Genomic DNA, 21949 nt, shown 5'->3' with positions numbered 1-21949 from the left:
CCCTATGGCCAACACTCAAGCCGTTACCGACGCCGAATTCGACAGCGAAGTCCGTCAGTCCTCGACCCCTGTCGTGGTCGATTTCTGGGCCGAATGGTGCGGGCCTTGCCGCCAGATCGGCCCCTCGCTGGAAGAGCTGGCAGCCGAATACGAAGGTCGTGTGAAAATCGTCAAAATCAACGTGGACGAGAACCCCGAAAGCCCCGCCGCCCTTGGCGTGCGCGGTATTCCGGCGCTTTTCCTGTTCAAGGACGGGCAAGTCGTTTCGAACAAGATCGGCGCTGCGCCTAAAGCTGCGCTGAAAGCCTGGATCGACGAGTCGATCTGATCCTTTACGCGTCGGGGGCGGTGCCGATAGGCCAGCCGCCCCTGCGCATTGCATCAATGATCCGCGCCCCTGCATCGGGCCGCGAGGCATTGATCGAATTTTCCTGAAGAAACCAGAACAGGTAGCGATCGAAATCCGGGGCATGTGTCTCGGCGCGGGCCAGCGCCTCTGCCACGCCCAGATCGGCGACATTCAGGCCGATATGGTGAAAGTCGATCTGCCCGAACAGCACCGCAGGCTTGCCCAACAGATAGCCGTCAAAAGCGACAGCGCTGTTTTGCGTCGCGACAAAGGCGCAGTCGCGCAAGATCCGCATCGTGTCGCCGCCGATTTTCAGGTTGGGGTAGCGCGCAGCAAGCTGGTCCAGCGCGGCATGGTCGGCGTCGTCATAGATCTCTCTTGGGTGCAGGGTGGCGACGGTCGGGCGCCCGGTGGCAGCAACGGCATCAAGCATCTCGACCGGGCTCGTGCTCTGGAATGACCGGCAGCGGCGGATGTGGCCCTGTAGCGGCACCAGCACTGTCTTGCCCCGCTGCGGCGGCGGCCCGGGCAGGACCCTTGTGCGCAGCCGCTCGGCAAAGGTGTGCGCTGCCTCGGGATCGACGGTTGCGGGGTCGTAGCTGCGTTTTGCGACCTGAAAGCGCCAGCGCTGCTGCACCGGCTCGATCTGCCAGAACGGATAGTGATAGGCGCGGCGAAAGGTCAGCGCCCGCTCATGCGTGGGGGCCTCCATGTGAAACAGCGCATATCCGCCCCGCAGGGGGGCCGCCATCCGCGCCATATGGCCGGTTTCGTGCCATTCGACCTGCCAGCCCGCGCCTTCGACCGCGCGGCGCAGAACGGCCATGAAGTTAAAGCTGCCTGCCCGGGCCGATCGCAGCATCGAACCTTCCAGATAGACACGCAGGATTGGCGCTTTGGTCATGCCGGCAAGCTATCGGCCCGCGCGGCGCTGTGGAAGGGGGCGGGTTGCGAAAGCGGCCATGGACCCATATCTGACGCGGCAGGGCTGAGATCGGAGATAGGCATGTCCGAAGACAAATTTCCCGGCTGGCACGGAACCACGATTCTGGCGGTGCGGCGCAATGGCCGTGTCGTCGTCGCCGGGGACGGGCAGGTCAGCGTTGGCCAGACGGTCATGAAGGGCACGGCACGCAAGGTGCGCCGGCTAAACCCGGGCGGGCATGACGTTGTCGTTGGTTTTGCCGGTTCGACCGCCGATGCCTTTACCCTGCTGGAACGGCTGGAAAAGAAGCTTGAGGCGGCGCCCGGGCAACTGGCCCGCGCCTGTGTCGATTTGGCCAAGGACTGGCGCATGGACAAATACCTGCGCAATCTTGAGGCCATGCTGATCGTGACCGATGGCAAGGATATTTTCGTCGTCACCGGCGCGGGCGACGTGCTTGAGCCTGAACATGACGTGGCGGCCATCGGTTCGGGCGGGAACTTTGCCCTTGCCGCTGCGCGGGGGCTGATGGAAAGCGACCTGGATGCCGAGGCTGTCGCGCGCAAGGCGATGGCGATTGCCGCCGATATCTGCGTCTACACCAACGGAAATCTGACGGTCGAGGTGCTGGGCTGACGCCCGCCGCCCGTGAGCAGGAAACAGGAAGGCCGCCGGTAGCCCCTGACAGGAAAGGTAGAGCATGAGTGACTTGACGCCGCGCGAGATTGTCTCGGAGCTGGATCGCTTCATCATCGGGCAAAGGGACGCCAAGCGCGCCGTGGCCGTGGCGCTGCGCAACCGCTGGCGGCGGCGGCAGCTTGGCGACGATCTGCGCGACGAGGTCTATCCCAAGAACATCCTGATGATCGGCCCGACCGGTGTCGGTAAGACCGAGATCAGCCGCCGCCTTGCCAAGCTGGCCCGCGCCCCTTTCCTGAAGGTCGAGGCGACCAAGTTCACCGAGGTCGGCTATGTCGGCCGCGACGTCGAACAGATCATCCGCGACCTGACCGATGCCGCGATCATCGAGACGCGTGAGCGTATGCGCGAACAGGTCAAGGCCCGCGCCCATAAATCGGCTGAGGACCGCGTTGTTGCCGCCCTTGCCGGCGAAGGCGCCCGCGAGCAGACCCGCGAGATGTTCCGCGAAAAGCTGAAACGTGGTGAGCTGGACGACAAGGTGATCGAGCTTGAGCTGCGCGACAGCTCGAACCCCCTGGGCATGATGGAGATCCCCGGCCAGCCCGGTGCCATGGGCGGGATGATGGATCTGTCAGGTCTTTTCAAGGCTTTCGGTGGCCGGCAGGTTCGCCGCAAGATCACCGTCGCGGAAAGCTATGAACTGTTGATCGCGGAAGAGGCAGACAAGCTTTTGGATGACGAGGTGGTCCGCGCCGCCGCGCTTGAGGCGGTGCAGGAAAACGGCATCGTCTTTATTGATGAGATCGACAAGGTCGCCGCGCGTACCGATGCAAGGGGCGGCGATGTCTCGCGCGAGGGGGTGCAGCGCGACCTGCTGCCGCTGATCGAGGGGACCACGGTTTCCACAAAATACGGCCCGGTCAGGACGGATCACATCCTGTTCATCACCAGCGGCGCTTTCCACATCGCCAAGCCATCGGACCTGCTGCCCGAACTTCAGGGCCGCCTGCCGATCCGGGTCGAGCTGCGGGCCCTGACCGAAGAGGACTTTATCCGCATCCTGACCGAGACCGACAACGCCCTGACCCGGCAATACACGGGCCTGATGGCGACCGAGGGGGTGACGGTCCAGTTTACCGATGATGGTATTCGTGCGCTTGCCCGGATCGCTGCCGAGGTGAACAGCTCGGTCGAGAACATCGGTGCCCGCCGCCTTTACACGGTGATGGAGCGGGTGTTCGAAGAGCTGTCCTTCAGCGCTCCCGACCGCTCGGGCGAGACGGTGGTGGTCGATGAAGCCTTTGTCGAAAAGCATCTGGGCGATCTGGCGCGTTCGACCGACCTGTCTCGCTATGTGCTTTAGGGAACCCTGACGCCTTTCCCACCGTTGTGCAGATGACGCAACGGTGGGGAACGCTTATGGGATATGTCTTCGGATTCATCATCTTCGCGCTGGATGTCTGGGCCATTGCCTCGATCATCAACACGAATGAAACCACGACGACCAAGCTGATCTGGATCGCGCTGGTGGCTATCCTGCCCGTGGTCGGGTTGATCATCTGGTGGCTGGCGGGTCCCAAGGCGAATTACGGCTGAGGACTTTCCCGCCGCGTCGCGGCATGGCATTGTCCCCCGCAAGTCTGAAAGGCGGGGGATATGTCGGCGCGGATCCTGTTTTCGCTTATCTTGTTGCTCGCGGCTTGTGCGCCACGGGGTGATATCACCATCGCCCCCGAGGCGGCGGGGGTCGGTCATGTCGAGCGCATCTATATCGCTACCAACCGCACCCCCGATGGCCGTGGTCAGGAGCAGGTAAGCTTTGGCCGCGTCGATGTCTCGGTCCCGCCCGAGCGCCAGCCCGGCTCGATCACCTATCCCCGCAGGGGGGCAAGGCCAGATCCCCGACGCGACTTTCTGGTTTCAGAATTTGTGCGCTATCCCCGCCCCCGGGATTTCCGCGCCGATCTGCGCCATGCCATCGCCGCGCGGCCCGCAGGCGACCGCGACGTAGTCCTGTTCGTTCATGGTTACAACAATACCTTTGCCGAGGGGCTTTATCGCTTTGCCCAGCTTGAACATGACCTGAGCCTGCCCGGAGTGCCGCTGCATTTCTCATGGCCATCACGCGGGCAGCCGCTGGCCTATGCGGCAGATCGCGAAACCATCCTTTATTCCCGCGATGCACTGGAAAGCAGCATCGACATCGCCACTGATGCGGGTGCCGGCAAGGTCATTCTGGTGGCACATTCGATGGGTGCTGCGCTGCTGATGGAGAGCCTGCGCCAGATGGCCATCGGCGGCAAACGTCAGACGCTTGACCGTATCGGCGGGGTGGTGCTGCTGTCGCCCGATATCAACGTCGACCTGTTCCGGATGCAGGCCAAAGCGATCGGGCGGCTGCCGCAACCCTTTGTCATCTTTACCTCGGGGCGGGATCGGGCGCTTAGCCTTTCGGCGCTGATCTCGGCCGAAGAGGTGCGGCTGGGCAGTCTGACCGATGCGGCGCCGGTGGCGGATCTGCCGGTGACACTGGTCGATGTCGGTGCCTTTTCGACCGGAGACGGGCATTTCAACGTCGCCACCTCTCCGGCACTGTTGCAGATCCTGTCACAGGCGCAAGAGCTGAACCAGAAATTCTCGCTCGATGCCTCGGGCGGGCTGGGGCCGCTGACCCGCGCCACGCTGCATGCCGAGCGTGCGGCCCAGATCGTGATCTCGCCCGCTTTCTAGCGGCGCAGATAAACGTAATAGGCGCCTTCACCGCCGTGGCGGCGATGCGCTGGACGGACCTGCAGCACGGCTGTGCTTAGTGGCGGCATATGCAGCCAATGCGGCACATTGTGGCGCAGGGCCCCGGGCCTGACCGGCAGCGGCGCATCCGGCCCGCCTGCCCGTCCCTTGCCGGTGATGACCAGAACCAGCCGTAATCGGTCTGCCCGCGCCTGCATGATAAAGCGGGTCAGCACCGGCTGGGCGACGGCCAGTGTCATGCCATGCAGGTCGATCCGCGCCTCGGGCGACAGCTTGCCGCGCGTCATCTGGCGATGGGTCTTGTGATCCATGCGCAGGGGCTGGGCGTCCAGCGCCTCATTCGGCAAGGGGGACAGGTCGATGCGGGTCGAGGCGGCATCCTTGCGGTTGCCAAGCCGCAGTCCGGCTAGCGAGGGCGGCGGCACCGGCTCGGCCGCCTGCCGCGAGGGCGCTATCTTTGTCGGGGTCAGTGCCGGGGGCGGATCATCCGCTGGTGCGGGATGCCTGCCCCCGGGGTGCAATGGATCGACGCTGGCGGCGACGCGGGACCACAGGACCTTGTCCTCGGTCGAAAGTCCCCGCCGCCGCTTCATGGTTCAGGCCGTGGCAACAAGCTGCCAGTTCGGATCATCCTGACCCATGCGGCGGGCAAAGGTCCAGATGTCGCGCTGTTTGCGGGCAGCCTTGGGATCGCCTTCGACCACATTGCCTTCGGCATCGCGGGTGGCGACGATCATTTCGCCGACGAAGCGCACCGAAAGCTCGGCCATGCCGGTCGCCTGCGTGAACTCGGCCGCTGCAAGCGCGGTTTCGCGGGTGCCAAGGAACTGCGCCTCGGTGGTCAGGCCGCGCGATTTGCGATCCTCGATCACCGCATCAAAGGCCTGCGCGATCTCGGGGGCGAGAAAGGCGCGGACCTCGGACAGGTCGCCGCGTTCAAAGGCCATCAGGATCATTTCATAGGCAGCTTTTGCGCCGGACAGGAACGGGCCAACGGCAAAATCGGGTTCAAGCCGCTTCATCTCGGCCAAAGCCCTGGCGGTGGGGCTGCCCGGTTCGGCGTGATCGGCGATGTCGCTGTCACCCGGTTCGGCTGTGCCGTCGATAACGTCGAACCGGCTGCGCTGCGCCGGTTCTTCGGGCACGCGTGGCGGTTCGAATCCATCTCGTGTGCCCAGGACCCCCCTTAGACGCAGGATCAGGAACACGGCAATCGCCGCCAGGACGATCAGTTGCAGCAGGGGGTTCGACATCAACGGACCTAACGAGCTTTGTAACGGCGGTTTGCATGCTTATGTAGGGTGGAGACCGGCCCAAGTCCAGTTGACGCCGGAAAGAGAAGCTGCCGGAGGATAAGGCTTTATGTGGCTGTTCTTGCCATTCGTGGTTTTGCCGATCATCGAAATCGCGCTGTTCATCCAGGTCGGAGGCGCGATCGGCGTCCTGCCAACCATCGCGCTGGTCATCGGCTCGGCGTTTTTGGGGGTGGCAGTGATGCGCTGGCAAAGCACGCGTGCTGCGATGGATCTGCAACGTGCGATGCAAGAATTTCGCGCGCCCGGCCGGCCTATGGCCCATGGTGCGCTGGTGATGATCGGCGGCATGCTTCTGGTGGTGCCCGGGCTTTTCACCAGCATGCTTGGACTGTTGCTGCTGATCCCGCCGGTGCGCAGTCTGATCCTGCGACAGATGGCCTCACGTGTTCAGGTCTCGGGTATGGGGCTGCACTATAGCCAAAGCGGCGCTGATTTCGGCACCGATTATCCGGCGGGTTTTCGGCCCGGTCGGGGCGGGCGCGAGGATGGCGTGATCGACGGCGAATATTCGGTTCAGGACGACCCGCCAGCCCCGGTGCGCGAGGGTCTGACCGATCAAAGCGGGACCGGCGGGAAACCCGGCAACTCGGGCTGGACCCGGCATTGAGTGGCGGGCCGGGCGGTGCTAGAACCGCCTCAAGATCCGAGGAGAACTTGATGAGCGACGAAAACAACAACGGCGCTGGCGCGCCCGATGCCCAGAACCCCGGGCAGAATGCGGGCCAGCAGCCAGCGGTGCGCCTGCAGATCCTGACGCAATATGTCCGCGACCTGTCCTTTGAGAATGTGGTTGCGCAAAAGGGTCTGCCCTCGGGCGAGGTCCAGCCCGAGATCAGCGTGCAGGTCAGCCTGGACGCCCGCAAGCGCCCGGCCGACAACCAGTACGAAGTGATCAGCAAATTCCGCGTGCAGTCCTCGAACGCCAAGGACAAGTCGCCGCTGTTTCTGTGCGAACTGGATTATGGCGGGATCTTTCTGGTCGAGGGCGTGCCCGAGGACCAGTTGCATCCGTTCCTGATGATCGAATGCCCGCGGCTGATGTTCCCCTATGTGCGACGCATCGTTTCGGACGTGACGCGTGACGGTGGCTTCCCGCCCTTTAACATGGACCCGGTGGATTTCGTGACGTTGTACCGGCAGGAAATTGCCCGGCGCATGCAGGACCAGCGTCCTGCCGATCAGCCGCTGTCCTGAACCGTTCACTTCTAAGTGAGACTGGTCCCTTGGGGTCTGCGGTTTCCTGACCGCAGACCCTTTGCATGTCTGGCGTGGGCCTGACGGCCCTGCCCATTGCAAAAAAGACGGAGCGCAGCATGACAAAAGGCACAAAACGGGCCTGGCAGAGGATGCTGTCAGGGCGGCGGCTGGATCTTCTGGACCCGACCCCGGTCGATATCGAGATCGGCGACATTGCCCATGGTTTAGCCTTTGTCGCGCGCTGGAACGGGCAGACCCGGGGCGACTGGGCTTATACGGTGGCCGAACATTCACTGTTGGTCGTGGAGATCCACGACCGCATAAATCCCGGATGCGATCCGCGCTGGCGTTTGGCCGCACTGCTGCACGATGCACCGGAATATGTGATTGGGGACATGATCTCCCCGGTAAAAGCCGCGCTTGGCAGTGAATATGGAGAAATGGATGCGCGTTTGACGGCGGCAATTCATCGCCGCTTTGGTTTACCCGCGCAATTACCCGCCCCGGTTAAGCGCGCAATAAAGCGTGCCGACCGGATTTCGGCCTGGCTGGAAGCCATTCAGATTGCCGGGTTTTCCAGGGCAGAAGCAGATCGGTTATTTCCAGTTCCACAACCAGAAATTGTACAAGGGCTGGAAATACGTTTGCGTCCACCACTGGAAACCCGCAACGCGTTTCTACGCCGCTTTTCCGAACTCATAACAGAATTAGACAAATACTAATAAACATAAAGCAAGTCACCGCATGGAGAATGCAGTAACGGCCTAGATTTCCATATCTTTCAGATTTTTACCTGCGTCCAGAGCTTCTTGTACCCAGCGGGGCTTGCGTCCGCGGCCGGTCCAGGTCTGGGACGGATCCTCGGGGTTCGCGTATTTGGGTGCGACTTTGCCGCGTGCTTGCTTGGCAACGGTCAACTCGGCCAGGTTAAAGCCAAATTCCCGGGCAGCACTCTCGGCTGCGGCCAAAGCTTCACGCTTGCGACGGTCTTCAAAAGTCGAAATAGCGCGATCAAGCTTATTCCGCAGGTCCCGAAGCTCGCGTAAGGACAGGGCGTCCAGATCGATGCTCATACGTTTATCCTTATTCTGCAGTTTGTGTGCCTCAATATTTGCATTCTGCATTGGAATGCAATCTTTTTCAGGCCTCTGCTATTAACGTGGGCTGCGCTTTGCCAAAATTCTTTGTAGGGTCCGGCGATGCATATGCAGCCGCCTTGCCGTCTCGCTGACATTACGATCACATTGTTCGTAAACGCGCTGAATATGCTCCCAGCGCACCCGATCAGCAGACATGGGGGTTTCGGGCGGGGGCGGCAGCGTCTCATTCCGCGACAGCAGCGCGCGGGTCACATCATCGGCATCAGCAGGTTTTGACAGGTAATCGGTCGCGCCCATTTTGACCGCCGCCACGGCTGTGGCGATCGCGCCGTAGCCGGTCAGAACGACGATGCGGGCGTCTTCGCGGGCCTCGCGCAGGGCATCGACGACATCCAGCCCGTAGCCATCTTCCAGCCGCAGATCGACCACCGCATAGGCCGGGGCGCGTTCAGCGACTGCGGCGCGGGCCTCGGCGACCGAGGCGGCGCGAATGACGTTAAAGCCACGTTTTTCCATGGCGCGCGCCAGACGGTTCAGAAAGATCTCGTCGTCATCGACCAGAAGCAGACTGGGGTCGGGTCCGATTGCGTAATCCTCTGCCATATTTGCTCGCCTTTGAACGCTGTGTGTTGATTAGGGGGTTTTTCCGGATCGGTCAAACTCTGCCGCTACGGTAACGAAACAGGCAGAGCGGTCTGCAACCTCTTGCGCCGGAATGTCGCGGCCAAAGATTTCGACCGTCCCGGCGGCGGGAATGATCAGGTAAGTGCTGGTGGTATGGTCCACGAGATAGTTTTCCGGATCGTCCTGATCATTCACCATGTAATAGCTGCGCCAGGATTTTGCGACCTTTGCGATTTCATCGGGGGTCCCGGTCAGCCCGATCATCCGTGGATGCATGGCCTGGGCGAAGCCTTTCAGCACCTCGGGCGTGTCGCGCCCGGGATCGACAGAGATAAAGACCGGCCTGACCGCGATGCCCTGTTGATCAAGGATCGAAACCGCCTCGGCATTGCGCGCATTGTCTAGCGGGCAGACATCGGGGCAATAAGTATAGCCGAAATAAAGCAGTGCGGGTTCTGCCAGCACCTGCCCGTCGCTGACACGCTGCCCGTTTTGATCGGTCAGTTCAAATGACCCGCCCAACCCGCCAAAATCACCAGAGACCGTGCCTTTACGGCAAACGGCAAAGGGATCAGCCCGACCCGGAGAAAGCCAGAACGCGCCGGCGACAAGCAAAATTCCCGCAATCAGGCTGCCAAAGATCAGGATTCTGCGGTCTTTGCTCGTCATCGTGACGCACCTTTGCGGCTGTGCGGCGCATTGATCGCCCATTCTGCCGTGGCTATCAATGCGAAACCCTGTCTCAAGCAGAAAGACCCGACGTGCCCCTCGGCCTTGTCTCTCGCCGCATCGACCTGTTCCCCGGACAGCCCGCGCCCGAACCGATCCGCCTGCGTACGCTGATCCTGCTGCGCTGGGTGGCCATTGCCGGACAGCTTGCCGCCGTTGGCGCCGCGCTGGTGATCGGCGCGGGCTTTCCCCTGCTTGGGGTTCTCTTGGTGATCGGGCTGGCCGTGGCGCTGAACGTGATGCTGATGGCGCGTCCGGGCCGACGCATCCCGGCGCGCGAGGCCGCCTGGCAGCTGGGCTTTGATCTGGCGCAGGTTGCGACCTTGCTTGCACTGACCGGGGGGCTTGCGAACCCGTTTGCCCTGCTGTTGCTGGCCCCGGTGACGATTGCTGCAACGGCTCTGCCGCCTCGGCACCTGCTGGCGCTGGGGATTGCCACTTTCCTTATGGTCACTCTGGCTGCGATTTTTGCCCAGCCGCTGACCTTTGGACCGCAGGGGCTGGTGGCGCTGCGCGAGCCACTTCTGGTCGGGCACTGGTTCGCCATTGTCATCGGCGCGGTGTTTTTCTCGGCCTATGCCCGTCTGGTTGCGGGTGAGGTCAATGCCACCTCGGACGCGCTGTTCGCTGCCCGTCTGGCACTGGAGCGGGAACAAAAGCTGCAACATCTGGGCGGTGTCGTCGCCGCAGCCGCGCATGAGCTGGGAACGCCCCTGGCCACCATCAAGCTGGTCAGCGCCGAGCTTGCCGACGAGCTTGCCGACGCCCTGCCTGATCGTGAGGATCTGGCCGAGGACGTCGCTCTGGTCCGCCAGTCCGCGGATCGTTGCCGGGACATTCTGAACTCGATGGGCGGTGCGGGGCGCGATGACCTGCTGATTCGGTCAGCACCCCTGACCGAGGTTCTGGCCGAGGCAGCCTCGCCCCACCAGGATCGCGGGGCCGAGATCTCGATCCTGCCCGCGCCCGAGCGGCTGATTGTCCAGCGCGACGCCGCGGTGATCCACGGCCTGCGCAACCTGATCCAGAATGCTGTCGATTTCGCCTCGGGCCGGGTGACGATTGAGACCGGGGCCGACCGTCGCAATATCTGGGTGCGGATCGTCGATGACGGTCCCGGCTTCCCCTCGGGGCTGCTGCCGCGCATTGGCAGCCCGTTTCTGACCACCCGCCCCCGGGCCGAGGACGGGCGCAGCTACGAGGGGATGGGGTTGGGCCTCTTTATTGCCAAGGCGCTGTTGGAACGCTCTGGTGCGTGGCTGAACTTTGCCAACGCCCCCCAAGGCGGTGCCCAAGTCGTGGTGACCTGGCCGCGCGAGATGATCGAGGCTGAAAATCGGGCGGCTTTGGGGCCAAATCCTGAAATTCGCTCATAATTTTCAAATAGCGTTAACCACTTTTTAAAGTATCCGCTTCAGGCTGTAAGCGTTGGTCTTGCTCAGGGATGCTTTGCCATGGTCGTGCATTTCCTTATCGCCTTCCTGGCGGCGGCGCTGGCGGTGCTGCTGGCACTGGCGTTGATCCGGCTGCTGGACCGGCAAGGCGAAAAGGCCCGGCGCGCAGGCCAGCTGGAACGGGAAATCGAGCCTATTGTTTTCCTGTTCTGCGGTACCGCACTGGTCGATGCGACACCACCGGCCCGGGCGTTGCTTGCAACTTTGCCGGGTGAGGGCGACTGGCAGCGCCTGACCGCATGGCTTGGTATGCGCCTGCCAGAGTTTGCGGCGCGTTTACCAGATCTGGGCAGTGCCGCGCGCCATGAACTGTGTGAACATGAGAGCGAAAGTCCCTTGCGCCTGCTGATCGAGGATCTGGGAGAGGGGTTCATGCGTCTGACGCTTGCCGATCTTGCGGCGGAAAACGCAGGAATTCTGGTCGACTCCCTGACACTCCGTGCGATGGAGCAAGAGCTTGAGACCCTGCGCAGCACTATGGATCATTCGCCGATGCTTGCCTGGCGCGAGGACCGGCAGGGACAGGTAACATGGGCGAACTCGGCCTATCTGGGGCTGGTTGACGCGCAGGGACATGTGGCCTGGCCGCTGCCGCAGCTCATTGATCTGTCCGCACGGCCAGCGCAGGCCAGTACCAGCAGCCCGGGTTCGGCGCGACGGGTGCAGGTTGATGCGGGTGGGCAAAGCCGCTGGTATGATTGTTATCTGCATGAAATGTCTGATCAGACTGTGGCCATCGCCCTGCCTGCGGATGCTGCGGTGCGCGCCGAGCGCTCTTTGCGCGAATTCGTCCAGACGCTGACCAAGACCTTTGCAGATCTGCCCATAGGGCTTGCTATCTTTGACCGTGATCGCAATCTGCAACTTTTCAACCCGGCATTGATCGATCTGACCGGGCTTGCCACCGGCTTTCTGACCGCGCGTCCGACGCTTTACGCCTTTCTGGACCGCCTGCGCGAGGCGCGGATGGTGCCTGAGCCCAAGGATTACCGCAGCTGGCGCAATCAGATGAACAGCCTTGAGGCTGCCGCATCTACCGGCCACCATGTCGAAATGTGGTCTCTGCCCGGTGGTCAGACCTATCGCGTTACCGGGCGCCCGCATCCCGACGGCGCGGTGGCCTTCCTGTTTGAGGATATCACCTCGGAAATCTCGCTGACCCGCAAGTTCCGGGCTGACCTGTCGCTTGGGGCCGAGGTCTTGGACGCGATTGAGGATGCGATGGCGGTGTTTTCCGGCAATGGTGCGCTGCTGCTGTCGAACCGCCGCTATGCCGAACTTTGGGGCAAGGCGATTCCGACCACCCTGACGGATCATGTCGCGGTCTGGTCGGCTGCCTGCGGTGCCAGCCCCGGCCTTGCCACCCTGCGCGAGGCGCTGGATTCTGCCCTGCTTGACGAGCCTCTGCACGGGGCTATGGCAGGCCCTGCTGGCGGGCTGCTGTCCTGGGAGTTGCGCGGCCTGTCGGGCGGGCGGTTGCTGCTTTGCTTTGCTGCGTCGATGCCCAGCCTGCCTTTGGGGCACGAAACTATCCACGGGGCTGCGACCAACCTTAAGCCTGCGGAAAAGGCCAAGGAACGGCGTATGGTGACCGGGTGATATCTTGCCCTTTCGGCCGGTCCGCGCTTCCTTGTCCGAAATATTCAGGGAGCGATTGATGACAGGGTGGATGTCTCGTCAATCCGGGCGGTCATGACGACCAGCCCCGATCTTGTCGCCGGGCGGCGTGTGCTTTTCGTCATGGCGGTCGATAGCGAATACGGTCCGCATCTGCGGGCGCGGATCAGGCCGTTGATGACGGGTGTTGGCCCGGTCGAGGCGGCAGTGGCGCTGACAGCGGCCCTGACGCAGCTGTCACTGCAGGGTGAGTTGCCCGAACTGGTGGTCTCGCTCGGCTCAGCCGGATCGCGGCGGCTTGAGCAGCTTGGCATATATCAGGTTTCATCGCTGGAATATCGCGACATGGATGCCTCGGCACTGGGCTTCCCACGGGGCGAAACGCCGCTGCTGGGTCTGCCGGGGCGCATCGATCTGGCGCTGCGCATCCCGGGCATTGCCGAGGCGAGCCTTGCGACCGGGGCAAGCGTTGTCAGCGGTGCTGCCTATGACGATATCCATGCGGATATGGTCGATATGGAAACCTATGCTGTGCTGCGCGCCTGTCAGCGTTTCAACATCCCGCTGATTGGGCTGCGCGGCATTTCGGACGGGGCCGAAGAGCTGTCGCACCTGTCGGACTGGACACAGTATCTGCATCTGGTCGATGAGCGGCTGGCTGAAGCGGTGGACCGCCTTAGCGAGGCACTGGAAAGGGGGGACCTGCTGCTGGAATGCGGCTGACCGCAGCATCGGGCAATGTGATCATCAAAGACGTGCCCGATATGATGCTGCCAATCTTGGCATCCTTTAGCTGAGGCGGTGGGTCACACAACCCTGGTCCGGCAATAAAAGGCAAAGGTGGGCGCTTGCGGTCCATGACCTCCCTCGCGGAGGGGTTTGCGGGGAAAAGGCTGCGCCAGCCAGGCATGCTCCGGCATACCACCTGGGCCAGTAGCGCCAGCCGGGTATCCGCCTAACCGGAAAGGTTTTGACCTGTCAGAACCCCAAAACCGGGGGCGATCTTGATCCGCATGCTCTGGCTGCGGATGCCGGTTTCCCGTTCCTGGCATGCTGATTCTGACCCCCCTTCGGGAATTTGTCCTGCGTTTGCAGAAAAAGGCTGTACCGTTGAAACTAGTGAGGAAGCCATTGCCCTGGACTGGCCTTATGCCTGTTCAAGAGCGGTCACCGACCATCTGATTTCCGGCCCCGGGCGCCATTGGTAAGTTTCTGCATAGCAACTACACTCGGCTAAGGCAGCAAAACCCGATCAGCCGGCCGGGGCGATTTCGCCCCGGTATTGATCGCGGGACGGGCGCGTCACTCGCCGCCGACCAGCGCCTGCCCTTCGGGCCAGCGTAGCGCGGTGGTCAGGGTGATCTGCTGTGTCTCACCTGCCTTGATCTCGCCGTTCCAGACCAAAAGCCCGCGCTTGCCATCAGGGTCGGTCTCATCCGGTTCGGGCTTGGCGGACCAGTCGATGCGCAAAGCCTCCTGGGTCGAAACTGGAACCTGATCGATCACCCGCAGCGGCCATGCCTCGGCGGTCAGGTTGCGGATCTGCAAGATCGCGGTTTCGCGCCGCTCAGAGGATTTTGAGATCAGCCCGCGATTGCCCTCGACCTCGTCGGGAATGCGCCGTTCCAGCTTGATGCCGGTCAGCGGACCGAAGCCCAGTTTCATATCGTCGCCGGCGGCGGTCAGCTCAAGTGCGCTGCGTCCGACCATGGCGCCGTCGGCATAGAAGGTCGCCTGTCCCGGCAGGATGATGGCGCCGGTCGAGTTAACCGTGTCGGCGACCAGATAGGCGGTGCTGTCGCGCCGCGGGACGGCTTCGGCAAGGATCCTGGGCGTCAGATCGTGGGAATCGAGCGGCAGGCGCAGCGCGTCGGCCCCATCGCGCAGCGTTACCGGCGCCGGGTAGTCATAGACCACTGTTTCGCCCAGCATCCCCATCAGCGCGGTGCCGGCGATCCTACCTCGGGCGAGGGGGGCGGCCTCTGCAGTCGCATCCATGGCCATTTCTGCCATCGGTTCACCTGAACGGCTGTAGAGCTTTCTGTCCTGACCTTCGAGGCGGGGGAACGAAGGGTAAAGCTCGCTCGGTGCCGATTGATCCATAGGCCGCGCGGTGGAAAGCAGCAGATGCGCGCCCAGCCAATCCTCGCCGGTTTCCTGCCGGACGACCAGCCCGCGATCCAGCCGCAGCGTCTTTTCCTTGCGCTGCAGCCAAAGGTCATAGACCGGCGACCAGCTTGCCTCGTCAGTCAGGCTTGTGATGCGGATACGGGCGGGCTGGCCCTGCCCCTGCACTGCGATGACCAGCGCGCCGCGACCGGAATCCGTACCGCGCAAAGCCTCAAGCCGGGCCTCGGCGCGGGCCAGCTCTTCTTCCAGATCCTCGCGCCCGGCCTCGGCGGTCTCGGCCTCCAGCTCGGCGCGAATCGCGGTTTGCCGGGCCTGCAAAAGTTGCTCGCCAACCGTATTTGCCAGGGTGGTGATGTCCGTGGCACCGACGGTGTCGGATTCGGCAAGCTTCATCAGGAATTCGATGGTGTCTTCTGCGGCTTCGGCACGGGCCTTGATTCCGGCCACGCTGGCGTCGCGTTCGGCGAGTGCGGATTTGAGGCGGCGGACCTCTTGCTTTGCCTCGCGCAGTGCGGGGGATTTCGCCGGAGTTTCGGGCAGCGCGCGTTCCTGCTGAAAGCCGGTCGCGCCAATCACCGCGCCTTTGGCGGTGACGCGCAGGCTGGCGGGATCGATCCCTTCGGGAATGCCGGGGATGACCAGTTCATGCGCTCCGTCGGGCAGATCAAGGCTGGCTTCGCGCGTAACGCTTGCACCCCACGGATAGACGGTGACGTCAGTGACGCGGGCAGTGGCCTCGATCCGGTCGGCAAAGGCCGGGCCGGCGGCAAGAATGGCGGTGGAAAGCAACAGATGGCGCATCAATTTCCCTCGTCGTGAATCCGGTCAGGGTCTGCAAGCGCCGTGGGAAATGCAAGAGGGCGCCCCCACGAAATCTGCGGGAGCGCCGTCACATCTTCGTATCCGATCAGCCCTTCCTGAGGCAGCGATTGCCCAGAAGCTCGGCGATCTGGACCGCGTTCAGCGCCGCACCCTTGCGCAGGTTGTCGCTGACGATCCACATGTTCAAGCCGTTTTCAACCGTCACGTCCTGACGGATGCGGCTGACGAAGGTGGCGAAATCGCCGACGCATTCCACCGGGGTCGCGTAGCCGCCCGGCTCGCGCTTGTCGATGACCAGCAGGCCCGGAGCCTCGCGCAGGATGTCGCGGGCCTCGTCTTCGTCGAGGAACTCTTCGAATTCGATGTTCACCGATTCCGAATGGCCGACAAAGACCGGCACGCGCACACAGGTTGCCGTGACCTTGATCGCCGGATCGATGATCTTTTTGGTCTCGACCACCATTTTCCATTCTTCCTTGGTGTCGCCGCTATCCATGAAAACGTCGATTTGCGGGATCACGTTGAAGGCGATCTGCTTTTGGAACTTCTTGGGCTCGACTTCCTGACCGGGGACATAGACGCCCTTGGTCTGGTTCCACAGCTCGTCCATACCCTCTTTCCCGGCGCCCGACACCGACTGATAGGTCGAGACGACGACGCGCTTGATACGGGCGCGGTCATGCAGCGGCTTCAGCGCCACCACCATCTGCGCGGTCGAGCAGTTGGGGTTCGCGATGATCATCTTGTTGCGATAGTTCTCGACCGCGTCGGGGTTCACCTCGGGAACGACCAGCGGGATCTCGGGGTCGTAGCGATACAGCGACGAGTTGTCGATCACCACGCAGCCTTGCGAGGCGGCGATCGGCGCATAGGTCTTGGTCGCGTCGGAGCCGATGGCAAAAAGCGCGATGTCATGGCCGGTAAAGTCGAACCCTTCGATGTCCTTGCACTTCAGGGTCTTGTCGCCATAGCTGACCTCAGTGCCAATGCTCCGGCGCGAAGCCAGAGCAACAACCTCATCGGCAGGGAACTGGCGCTCGGCCAGGATGTTCAGCATTTCACGGCCCACGTTCCCCGTGGCGCCGGCGACAACGACCTTGTAGCCCATTGGGGTCTCCTATGACAAAGGACGACGCGATATAGGGTGTTTCCCGGGAAAGGGAAAGCAAGATTTCGTCAAAAAGACTGATATAATGGCAAAATTCTGTCCTAATGACGAATAATTCGGCGATCTGACGAGATCAGCTCCTGAACCCAGGCAGATTCCTGTGAAAAATCATGGGGAACCTGCTCGGCGGTTCGCCGGCCCGACAGCGACAGAGAGGCAAAGAAATCAAAGCCGAAAAGCTCTAGCCGCGCCATTTGCGACCAGGTGATCAGCGCGATCATCATTGCTCCGGTGGTGGGCGGTGCGCCAAGCTGGTCTCTTAGTGCCTGATAATCGCCCAGTGGATGCAGGTAAAAGCCGGGGCTGGTCGCGGTTTGCCAGTCCAGCCGCTTGCGCTTGGGCGACATCCACAGGATGCGCGCGGGCGCGATACGGTCACGGTCCGCATCGGGCAGCCGTGTCGCCAGCGCCAGCCAGTCGGTGCGGGTGCCGTGGCTTGCGGCGGCGGGCATCGGGGCGCGGTTGATGCGGATAACCAGGTCGGCGTTGTCGATACGCTTGCCGTGTCCGGTCTGGGCCAATGCGCGCGCATTACCGACCAGTGCGACATGTTTGTCCTTTAGCGCCGCAAGCAGGTCGCTTTGCGGTACCGAGAGGCTTTGCAGCGCCGTCTCATTGCGCAAGGTCCGGGCGATCAGAAAGCCCAGGCGGTTCACGACAACAGCCTGCGATAGACCTCTGTGATGGCGCGGGCCTCGCCCTCGATGGCGTGATTGGTCTGGACATGCTCGCGCGCCGCCTGCCCCGCCGCCTGCCTGCCCGCATCGTCGTCCAGCCAGTGCGCCAGTGCTGTGGTCAGCGCATCAAGGTCCTCGCGGTCGACAAGGCTGCCCGTTTCTCCGTCGCGGATCAGCGTTTCATAGGCACCGACCCGGGTGGCGACGGTCGGCACGCCGCAGGCCGCGGCTTCAAGCGGGGTCAGGCCAAAACCTTCCCATCGGGCCGGGGCGGTGAACAGGTCGATGGCCTGGTAGTTGCGCACCACCTGCTCCCACGGGACTTCGCCGAGAAAGCGGATACGGTCTGAAAGGCCGGCGGCCTCGATTTTCGCCTTCAGCCCGTCCGCAAAGGCCTGATTGTCGGCGGTGATACGTCCGCTCATGATCAGCCGCGCACGCGGTCGCGAGGGGAACAGTCGCAGCGCCGCCTCGACCAGCAGATCAATGCCCTTTTGCGCACGGACGCGGCCAAAACAACCGATCACGATGTCATCAGGTGCAAAGCCCAGCTCGGCCCGCAGCGCCGCGCGATCGGGGGCGGGATGAAAGACCGACAGGTCCACGCCGTGCAGGATCACCGTGGCGGGACGTTCAAGATAGCTCGCAGCCTGCGGCGAGGTGGCGATCAGCGCGTCCTGACGACGGATCAGCCAGCGGGTAAAGCCGGTATGGCGGCGTTGCGCGGCCGAGGTGAACAGCAGCCGGTAACGCCGCCGCAGCATATGCCGCAGGATCAGCCCCAGCGCCATTTCCGTGTTGCGCCGCGCGTGCCAGACCCGCCAGCGGTCCCGGGGCAGCAGCGCGGCGCGGGTCAGTGGAATATGTGGCAGATCGGGTGGCAGACCGGGGCCGGTGGCGACGATGCCGATCATGCGTGCCTGTACCGGGATCAGCCGCACCACGGTGGCCGTCACGCCCGACAGGCGGCGTTTCAGGTTCGGGGCAACCACATTGATCCGGTCGGCGGGAATTTCAGGCATCAGGTGTCTCGGGCGTCAGGAAATACAAAAGGAACCCCACCGTAAGCGGAATCAGGAAAAACAGGAACAGGGTCGAGTAAGCATGCGCCGCATCCCCGCCCGCCGAGGCCCAGCGATAAACCGGGCGCGAGGAGAATTGCAAAAGTCCGGTTCCTCCGATCGAGAACATGTTGAGGAAGGTGACGCCCCGCCCTACCAGATGTTGTGGTAAAAAGGCGCGGCCATGCGCCATGAGGACGCTGTAACTGACCCCCGACAGCCCGACGAGCGCCAGCAGCGTGACCGACAGCGGGACGCTTTCGGCGGGAAAGAGCCATAGCGCCGCCATGACCGCCACCCCGCCGCCGTTCGAGATCAGCGCCAGACGCCGGATCGAGCCGACAAGCCGCAGTGCCGGCCCGACAAGAAAGTTGCCGACCACCATGGCAACACCCATCGCCAGCGTTGCCTGGCCGATAAGCTGGTCCGATGCGTCGTGCACCTCGGCCATATAGGGGCCCGCCCATAGCCCGCGGATCGCGGCCGAGGCGGCATAGTTCACTGAAAACAGCGGCAGGATGAACCACAGCGGCCGCAGTCGCAGGATTTCGGCCAAAGAGCCGGGCCGCTCGGTCGGGGGCAGCCGCTCGGGGTCGCGGGTCAGCGCAAGGATCGCCACCGCCACCGCAAGTGTGGCAAGCGCAAGCAGGGCCAGCGTTTCGCGCCAGCCGATGGCCTCGATCGCCCAAAGCAACGGGGCCGTGCCCAGAATATTGCCCATCGAGCCAAAGCCCACCGTCGCCCCGGCCAGCGTGCCAAAGACTGCCGCCGGATAAGTGCGCGCAAAGATGTAATAGCTGCCCATCAGTGCCGGCGCGCAGCCAACCCCCATCAGGGCCAGTGCGACGTGCAGATGCCAGGGCGCCTGCGCCAGCGCAAAGACCGCTGCCCCGCCCGCGCCCCCAAGCGCCAGCAAAGCTGCTACGGTCCGGCGCGGCCCGACCCGGTCCAGTGCCGTGCCGATGGGGATCTGCATCAGGGCAAAAGTCAGGAACCACATGCCAGATGAGATCGCCAGATCTTCGGGGTCGGCCCCCAGTTCGGTGCGTAGCACCGGCGCCAGAACCGCCAGGAAAGCGCGGTAAAACTGGCTAAGTGTATAGGCCAGGATCAGGCTGATGATCCCCGCCGACATCAATGCACGCATGAACCCCCTCCGGCCAGACGGGCCGAGACTTGCCGATCCCCCGGCCAGAGGCAATGGTCCTTTCGGCGGTTATTCGGTCTTGAGCACGGCGTCCCAGCCGGTCAAAGGTGCCTCGCTCCATTCGCCATAGGTGGCGTTTGGCAGCACGATCCAGTCGGTGCCGAAATGGGCGCGGTTTTCTTCTACCTTCTGCCGTTTGGTGGCGGTGTCGGCCTTATGAAATACGCCGTCAAAGTCGTGCAGCGTATCGCCGAGCAGCAGGATGATCTGATGATCCTTTGACACGACGCCGCGCCGCTCGACCTTGGTGGTGCCGTACAGCAGCACCTGATCGTCCGAAACCTGCGGCAGCCCAAGTTCGTTCAGCGTGGCGATGGTCGAGGGTTTGTTCTCGCCGAAACGGTCCGAGATGTAGTAGATCGCTACCCCTGCCTTGTCGGCATGATCCAGAAACTCTTTGGCGCCGGGGATCAGGGTGGGTTTGCCCTCACGTTCCCAGAAACCCCAGGTGTCCCAGGTGTCGTATTGGTGGCATTCCTGCATGTCACGGACCAGCAGCGCGCTGTTGTCGATCACGGTTTCATCGAGGTCAGTGACAACAGCCAGCTTTGACGGGTCTTCGGCCTTGGCAACGGCGGCATCCAGCCGTTCGGTCGCCAGCGCAAAAGCCTGCAATTGCAGCGCCTGCACCTCGGCCGATTGCTGCTGATAACGCAGACCCATGGCAAATTCGCGCACCTGGCATTGCGGCATTTCCCCGGCGTCCTGCGCCAAAGCAGCCGGAACAAGCAGCGCCGTTGCGGTCAGGCCTGCCGCCAGACGGCGGGCAAGGCGGTCAATGGACATGAAAACTCTCCCTGTTTCGCGGTGGCGCTTCTGTCTGCGCCTGACCGCAAAAGCTAGATTTCATTGATTGACCAGTCAAACAAAAAACCGCCTGGTTCAGGTAGTGGCCAACCGTGAGGGGGCCTCGCGCACGGGCAGGTGGATCAGCGCGCTGAAGGCTCCGACGCCGACCCCTACCCACCAGACGATCGTATAATCGCCGTAGATGTCGTACATCTTGCCGCCCAGCCACACGCCAAGGAACGAACCAAGCTGGTGGCTAAGAAAGACAAAGCCGTAAAGCGTGCCCATGTAGCGCAGCCCGTAGATATAGGCGACCAGCCCCGAGGTCAGCGGTACGGTCGCAAGCCACAGCCCGCCCATGACCAGCGAAAAGATGATGACGCTGGTCGGCGTGATCGGCAGCAGGATAAAGGCAGCGGCGGCAATGGTGCGCAGCGTATAGATTCCGGCCAGCAGGTATTTCTTGGTATAGCGCTTGCCCAACCAGCCCGCAAAGATTGATCCGGCGATATTTGCAAGCCCGATCAACGAGATAGCTGCCGCACCAAGTGTCGAAGTGGTGGTGATCCCGATGCTTGCCAATGTTCCAAGGGGGCTGATCGGTCCGCACATCTCGGTCACCATGGCGGGGAAATGCGCGGTGATAAAGGCCAACTGATAGCCGCAGGAAAAGAAGCCGGCAAAGATCATCAGATAAGACGGGTCGGTAAAGGCGCGTTTCAGCACCGAACCCATGCTTTCCTCAAGCTCGCTGCGGCTGGCGGGCTTGCCACTGCTCAGCATGGGCAGGAAAAACAGACAGGCCAGCACGATCACCCCAAAGATGATGAACACGCTTTGCCACGGGTAATGCATCAGCAGCATCTCGGCGAGCGGCGCGCCAAAAACCTGCCCGGCCGAGCCGGCGGCAGTGGCGATCCCCAGCGCCAGGCTGCGGTTTTCGTCGCTGGCGGCCCGCCCGATCACGGCAAGGATCACGCCAAAGCCGGTGCCGGCGATGCCAAAGCCGACCATGACCTCTAACAGCTGCACGGTCAGTGGGTCGGTCGCATAGGCAGTCAGGATCAACCCGGCAGAGTACAGGAATGCGCCGATGATCACCGACCAGCGGTCGCCCCAGCGTTCGGCCAGCGCGCCAAAGATCGGCTGACCGATCCCCCAGGCCAGGTTCTGGATGGCGATGGCCAGGCTGAACTCGGCGCGCGGCCAGCCGAATTCCTGCGCGACGGGGATCTGGAACACGCCAAAGCTGGCACGCAAGGCAAAGTTGATCAGCAGGATAAACGATCCGCCGATCAGCACCGCATTGAACAGCGGGGCGCGCAGTGTCCTGTTCATGAAGATCTCCCTCTCGCAGCCCGCAATTCCTGCGCCTCGATGGCGGCCGCGTC

The 21949-nt window shown here is 62.9% G+C and carries 24 protein-coding genes; 11 read left to right on the top strand and 13 right to left on the bottom strand.

Annotated features, from left to right (window positions below):
* Positions 1–4: 4 nt before the first annotated feature.
* Positions 5–328 (top strand): thioredoxin, encoded by a 324-nt coding sequence (gene trxA, locus F8A10_RS11190; protein WP_010392022.1) that lies wholly within the window; start codon positions 5–7, stop codon positions 326–328.
* Positions 329–332: 4 nt separating this feature from the next.
* Here trxA and F8A10_RS11185 read toward each other — a convergent pair whose 3' ends face one another.
* Positions 333–1253 carry a hypothetical protein gene (locus F8A10_RS11185; RefSeq protein ID WP_010392020.1) on the bottom strand — a complete coding sequence of 307 codons (921 nt, stop codon included), beginning with the start codon at positions 1251–1253 and terminating at the stop codon, positions 333–335.
* Between the two features lie 102 nt (positions 1254–1355).
* Here F8A10_RS11185 and hslV point away from each other — a divergent pair, with 102 nt between their 5' ends.
* The 4 genes from hslV to F8A10_RS11165 all read left to right on the top strand — a co-directional run bounded on the left by hslV (position 1356) and on the right by F8A10_RS11165 (position 4646).
* Positions 1356–1910, top strand: a complete 555-nt coding sequence (gene hslV / locus F8A10_RS11180; protein WP_010392018.1) for an ATP-dependent protease subunit HslV — start codon at positions 1356–1358, stop codon at positions 1908–1910.
* 64 nt (positions 1911–1974) lie between these two features.
* Positions 1975–3279 (top strand): ATP-dependent protease ATPase subunit HslU, encoded by a 1305-nt coding sequence (gene hslU, locus F8A10_RS11175; protein WP_010392016.1) that lies wholly within the window; start codon positions 1975–1977, stop codon positions 3277–3279.
* A gap of 56 nt (positions 3280–3335) precedes the next feature.
* Positions 3336–3512, top strand: coding sequence for a PLDc N-terminal domain-containing protein (locus tag F8A10_RS11170; RefSeq protein WP_010392014.1), 177 nt, complete (start codon positions 3336–3338; stop codon positions 3510–3512).
* Between the two features lie 60 nt (positions 3513–3572).
* On the top strand, positions 3573–4646 hold the full coding sequence (locus F8A10_RS11165; RefSeq protein ID WP_010392012.1) for an alpha/beta hydrolase: 1074 nt from the start codon (positions 3573–3575) through the stop codon (positions 4644–4646).
* Here the strand turns inward: F8A10_RS11165 and F8A10_RS11160 are convergent.
* On the bottom strand, positions 4643–5260 hold the full coding sequence (locus F8A10_RS11160; protein WP_085502408.1) for a Smr/MutS family protein: 618 nt from the start codon (positions 5258–5260) through the stop codon (positions 4643–4645). The genes F8A10_RS11165 and F8A10_RS11160 overlap by 4 nt on opposite strands.
* 3 nt (positions 5261–5263) lie before the next feature.
* Positions 5264–5920 carry a Tim44/TimA family putative adaptor protein gene (locus F8A10_RS11155; RefSeq protein ID WP_152367308.1) on the bottom strand — a complete coding sequence of 219 codons (657 nt, stop codon included), beginning with the start codon at positions 5918–5920 and terminating at the stop codon, positions 5264–5266.
* 109 nt (positions 5921–6029) lie between these two features.
* On the opposite strand from F8A10_RS11155, the gene F8A10_RS11150 reads away from it, so the two are divergent.
* The 3 genes from F8A10_RS11150 to F8A10_RS11140 all read left to right on the top strand — a co-directional run bounded on the left by F8A10_RS11150 (position 6030) and on the right by F8A10_RS11140 (position 7902).
* A complete protein-coding gene (locus F8A10_RS11150; RefSeq protein ID WP_152367307.1) occupies positions 6030–6590 on the top strand; it encodes an FxsA family protein in 561 nt (186 codons plus the stop codon).
* Between the two features lie 50 nt (positions 6591–6640).
* Positions 6641–7177 carry a protein-export chaperone SecB gene (secB, locus tag F8A10_RS11145; RefSeq protein WP_010392003.1) on the top strand — a complete coding sequence of 179 codons (537 nt, stop codon included), beginning with the start codon at positions 6641–6643 and terminating at the stop codon, positions 7175–7177.
* A gap of 119 nt (positions 7178–7296) precedes the next feature.
* Positions 7297–7902 (top strand): HD domain-containing protein, encoded by a 606-nt coding sequence (locus tag F8A10_RS11140; protein ID WP_029371215.1) that lies wholly within the window; start codon positions 7297–7299, stop codon positions 7900–7902.
* A 42-nt stretch (positions 7903–7944) separates the two neighbouring features.
* On the opposite strand, the gene F8A10_RS11135 is transcribed toward F8A10_RS11140, so the two are convergent.
* From F8A10_RS11135 to F8A10_RS11125, 3 genes are all read right to left on the bottom strand, one after another.
* Complete coding sequence (locus F8A10_RS11135; RefSeq protein WP_029371213.1) at positions 7945–8253, bottom strand: H-NS histone family protein; 309 nt, start codon at positions 8251–8253, stop codon at positions 7945–7947.
* 81 nt (positions 8254–8334) lie between these two features.
* Positions 8335–8883: an ActR/PrrA/RegA family redox response regulator transcription factor gene (locus tag F8A10_RS11130; RefSeq protein ID WP_010391997.1), complete on the bottom strand. Its 549-nt coding sequence runs from the start codon at positions 8881–8883 to the stop codon at positions 8335–8337.
* A gap of 30 nt (positions 8884–8913) precedes the next feature.
* Entirely contained in the window at positions 8914–9573 is a 660-nt protein-coding gene (locus F8A10_RS11125; protein WP_152367306.1) for an SCO family protein, read from the bottom strand.
* Positions 9574–9665: 92 nt separating this feature from the next.
* On the opposite strand from F8A10_RS11125, the gene F8A10_RS11120 reads away from it, so the two are divergent.
* From F8A10_RS11120 to F8A10_RS11110, 3 genes are all read left to right on the top strand, one after another.
* Positions 9666–11009 carry an ActS/PrrB/RegB family redox-sensitive histidine kinase gene (locus F8A10_RS11120; RefSeq protein WP_193668127.1) on the top strand — a complete coding sequence of 448 codons (1344 nt, stop codon included), beginning with the start codon at positions 9666–9668 and terminating at the stop codon, positions 11007–11009.
* 78 nt (positions 11010–11087) lie between these two features.
* Positions 11088–12686, top strand: coding sequence for a PAS-domain containing protein (locus F8A10_RS11115; RefSeq protein WP_010391992.1), 1599 nt, complete (start codon positions 11088–11090; stop codon positions 12684–12686).
* 93 nt (positions 12687–12779) lie between these two features.
* A complete protein-coding gene (locus F8A10_RS11110) occupies positions 12780–13427 on the top strand; it encodes a 5'-methylthioadenosine/S-adenosylhomocysteine nucleosidase (protein ID WP_085502411.1) in 648 nt (215 codons plus the stop codon).
* Between the two features lie 579 nt (positions 13428–14006).
* On the opposite strand, the gene F8A10_RS11105 is transcribed toward F8A10_RS11110, so the two are convergent.
* The 7 genes from F8A10_RS11105 to F8A10_RS11075 form a co-directional block, all read right to left on the bottom strand.
* Positions 14007–15635 (bottom strand): DUF4139 domain-containing protein, encoded by a 1629-nt coding sequence (locus F8A10_RS11105; protein WP_152367305.1) that lies wholly within the window; start codon positions 15633–15635, stop codon positions 14007–14009.
* Positions 15636–15741: 106 nt separating this feature from the next.
* Positions 15742–16764: an aspartate-semialdehyde dehydrogenase gene (locus F8A10_RS11100; RefSeq protein WP_152367304.1), complete on the bottom strand. Its 1023-nt coding sequence runs from the start codon at positions 16762–16764 to the stop codon at positions 15742–15744.
* Positions 16765–16865: 101 nt separating this feature from the next.
* Positions 16866–17480, bottom strand: a complete 615-nt coding sequence (locus tag F8A10_RS11095) for a glycosyltransferase family 29 protein (RefSeq protein WP_152367303.1) — start codon at positions 17478–17480, stop codon at positions 16866–16868.
* Positions 17477–18523, bottom strand: coding sequence for a glycosyltransferase family 4 protein (locus F8A10_RS11090; protein WP_010391981.1), 1047 nt, complete (start codon positions 18521–18523; stop codon positions 17477–17479). The genes F8A10_RS11095 and F8A10_RS11090 overlap by 4 nt, the downstream gene beginning before the upstream one ends.
* Positions 18516–19709, bottom strand: coding sequence for an MFS transporter (locus F8A10_RS11085; protein WP_010391979.1), 1194 nt, complete (start codon positions 19707–19709; stop codon positions 18516–18518). Before F8A10_RS11085 ends, F8A10_RS11090 begins: the two co-directional genes overlap by 8 nt.
* Positions 19710–19778: 69 nt before the next feature.
* Positions 19779–20555: a 5'-nucleotidase, lipoprotein e(P4) family gene (locus tag F8A10_RS11080; protein WP_152367302.1), complete on the bottom strand. Its 777-nt coding sequence runs from the start codon at positions 20553–20555 to the stop codon at positions 19779–19781.
* 96 nt (positions 20556–20651) lie between these two features.
* Positions 20652–21896 carry an MFS transporter gene (locus F8A10_RS11075; protein WP_085501986.1) on the bottom strand — a complete coding sequence of 415 codons (1245 nt, stop codon included), beginning with the start codon at positions 21894–21896 and terminating at the stop codon, positions 20652–20654.
* Positions 21897–21949: the final 53 nt, after the last annotated feature.

Origin of the sequence: Paracoccus kondratievae (genome assembly GCF_009301415.1) — a bacterium.
Classification (GTDB): domain Bacteria; phylum Pseudomonadota; class Alphaproteobacteria; order Rhodobacterales; family Rhodobacteraceae; genus Paracoccus; species Paracoccus kondratievae.
The sequence above is the reverse complement of the archived record's forward strand: the minus strand, read 5'-3'. Positions and strand labels throughout refer to the sequence as shown.

Coding starts and splice junctions, on each gene's coding strand:
- trxA (WP_010392022.1), top strand. CDS start 5: ATGGCCAACACTCAAGCCGTTACCGACGCCGAATTCGACAGCGAAGTC.
- F8A10_RS11185 (WP_010392020.1), bottom strand. CDS start 1,253: ATGACCAAAGCGCCAATCCTGCGTGTCTATCTGGAAGGTTCGATGCTG.
- hslV (WP_010392018.1), top strand. CDS start 1,356: ATGTCCGAAGACAAATTTCCCGGCTGGCACGGAACCACGATTCTGGCG.
- hslU (WP_010392016.1), top strand. CDS start 1,975: ATGAGTGACTTGACGCCGCGCGAGATTGTCTCGGAGCTGGATCGCTTC.
- F8A10_RS11170 (WP_010392014.1), top strand. CDS start 3,336: ATGGGATATGTCTTCGGATTCATCATCTTCGCGCTGGATGTCTGGGCC.
- F8A10_RS11165 (WP_010392012.1), top strand. CDS start 3,573: ATGTCGGCGCGGATCCTGTTTTCGCTTATCTTGTTGCTCGCGGCTTGT.
- F8A10_RS11160 (WP_085502408.1), bottom strand. CDS start 5,260: ATGAAGCGGCGGCGGGGACTTTCGACCGAGGACAAGGTCCTGTGGTCC.
- F8A10_RS11155 (WP_152367308.1), bottom strand. CDS start 5,920: ATGTCGAACCCCCTGCTGCAACTGATCGTCCTGGCGGCGATTGCCGTG.
- F8A10_RS11150 (WP_152367307.1), top strand. CDS start 6,030: ATGTGGCTGTTCTTGCCATTCGTGGTTTTGCCGATCATCGAAATCGCG.
- secB (WP_010392003.1), top strand. CDS start 6,641: ATGAGCGACGAAAACAACAACGGCGCTGGCGCGCCCGATGCCCAGAAC.
- F8A10_RS11140 (WP_029371215.1), top strand. CDS start 7,297: ATGACAAAAGGCACAAAACGGGCCTGGCAGAGGATGCTGTCAGGGCGG.
- F8A10_RS11135 (WP_029371213.1), bottom strand. CDS start 8,253: ATGAGCATCGATCTGGACGCCCTGTCCTTACGCGAGCTTCGGGACCTG.
- F8A10_RS11130 (WP_010391997.1), bottom strand. CDS start 8,883: ATGGCAGAGGATTACGCAATCGGACCCGACCCCAGTCTGCTTCTGGTC.
- F8A10_RS11125 (WP_152367306.1), bottom strand. CDS start 9,573: ATGACGAGCAAAGACCGCAGAATCCTGATCTTTGGCAGCCTGATTGCG.
- F8A10_RS11115 (WP_010391992.1), top strand. CDS start 11,088: ATGGTCGTGCATTTCCTTATCGCCTTCCTGGCGGCGGCGCTGGCGGTG.
- F8A10_RS11110 (WP_085502411.1), top strand. CDS start 12,780: ATGACGACCAGCCCCGATCTTGTCGCCGGGCGGCGTGTGCTTTTCGTC.
- F8A10_RS11105 (WP_152367305.1), bottom strand. CDS start 15,635: ATGCGCCATCTGTTGCTTTCCACCGCCATTCTTGCCGCCGGCCCGGCC.
- F8A10_RS11100 (WP_152367304.1), bottom strand. CDS start 16,764: ATGGGCTACAAGGTCGTTGTCGCCGGCGCCACGGGGAACGTGGGCCGT.
- F8A10_RS11090 (WP_010391981.1), bottom strand. CDS start 18,523: ATGCCTGAAATTCCCGCCGACCGGATCAATGTGGTTGCCCCGAACCTG.
- F8A10_RS11085 (WP_010391979.1), bottom strand. CDS start 19,709: ATGCGTGCATTGATGTCGGCGGGGATCATCAGCCTGATCCTGGCCTAT.
- F8A10_RS11080 (WP_152367302.1), bottom strand. CDS start 20,555: ATGTCCATTGACCGCCTTGCCCGCCGTCTGGCGGCAGGCCTGACCGCA.
- F8A10_RS11075 (WP_085501986.1), bottom strand. CDS start 21,896: ATGAACAGGACACTGCGCGCCCCGCTGTTCAATGCGGTGCTGATCGGC.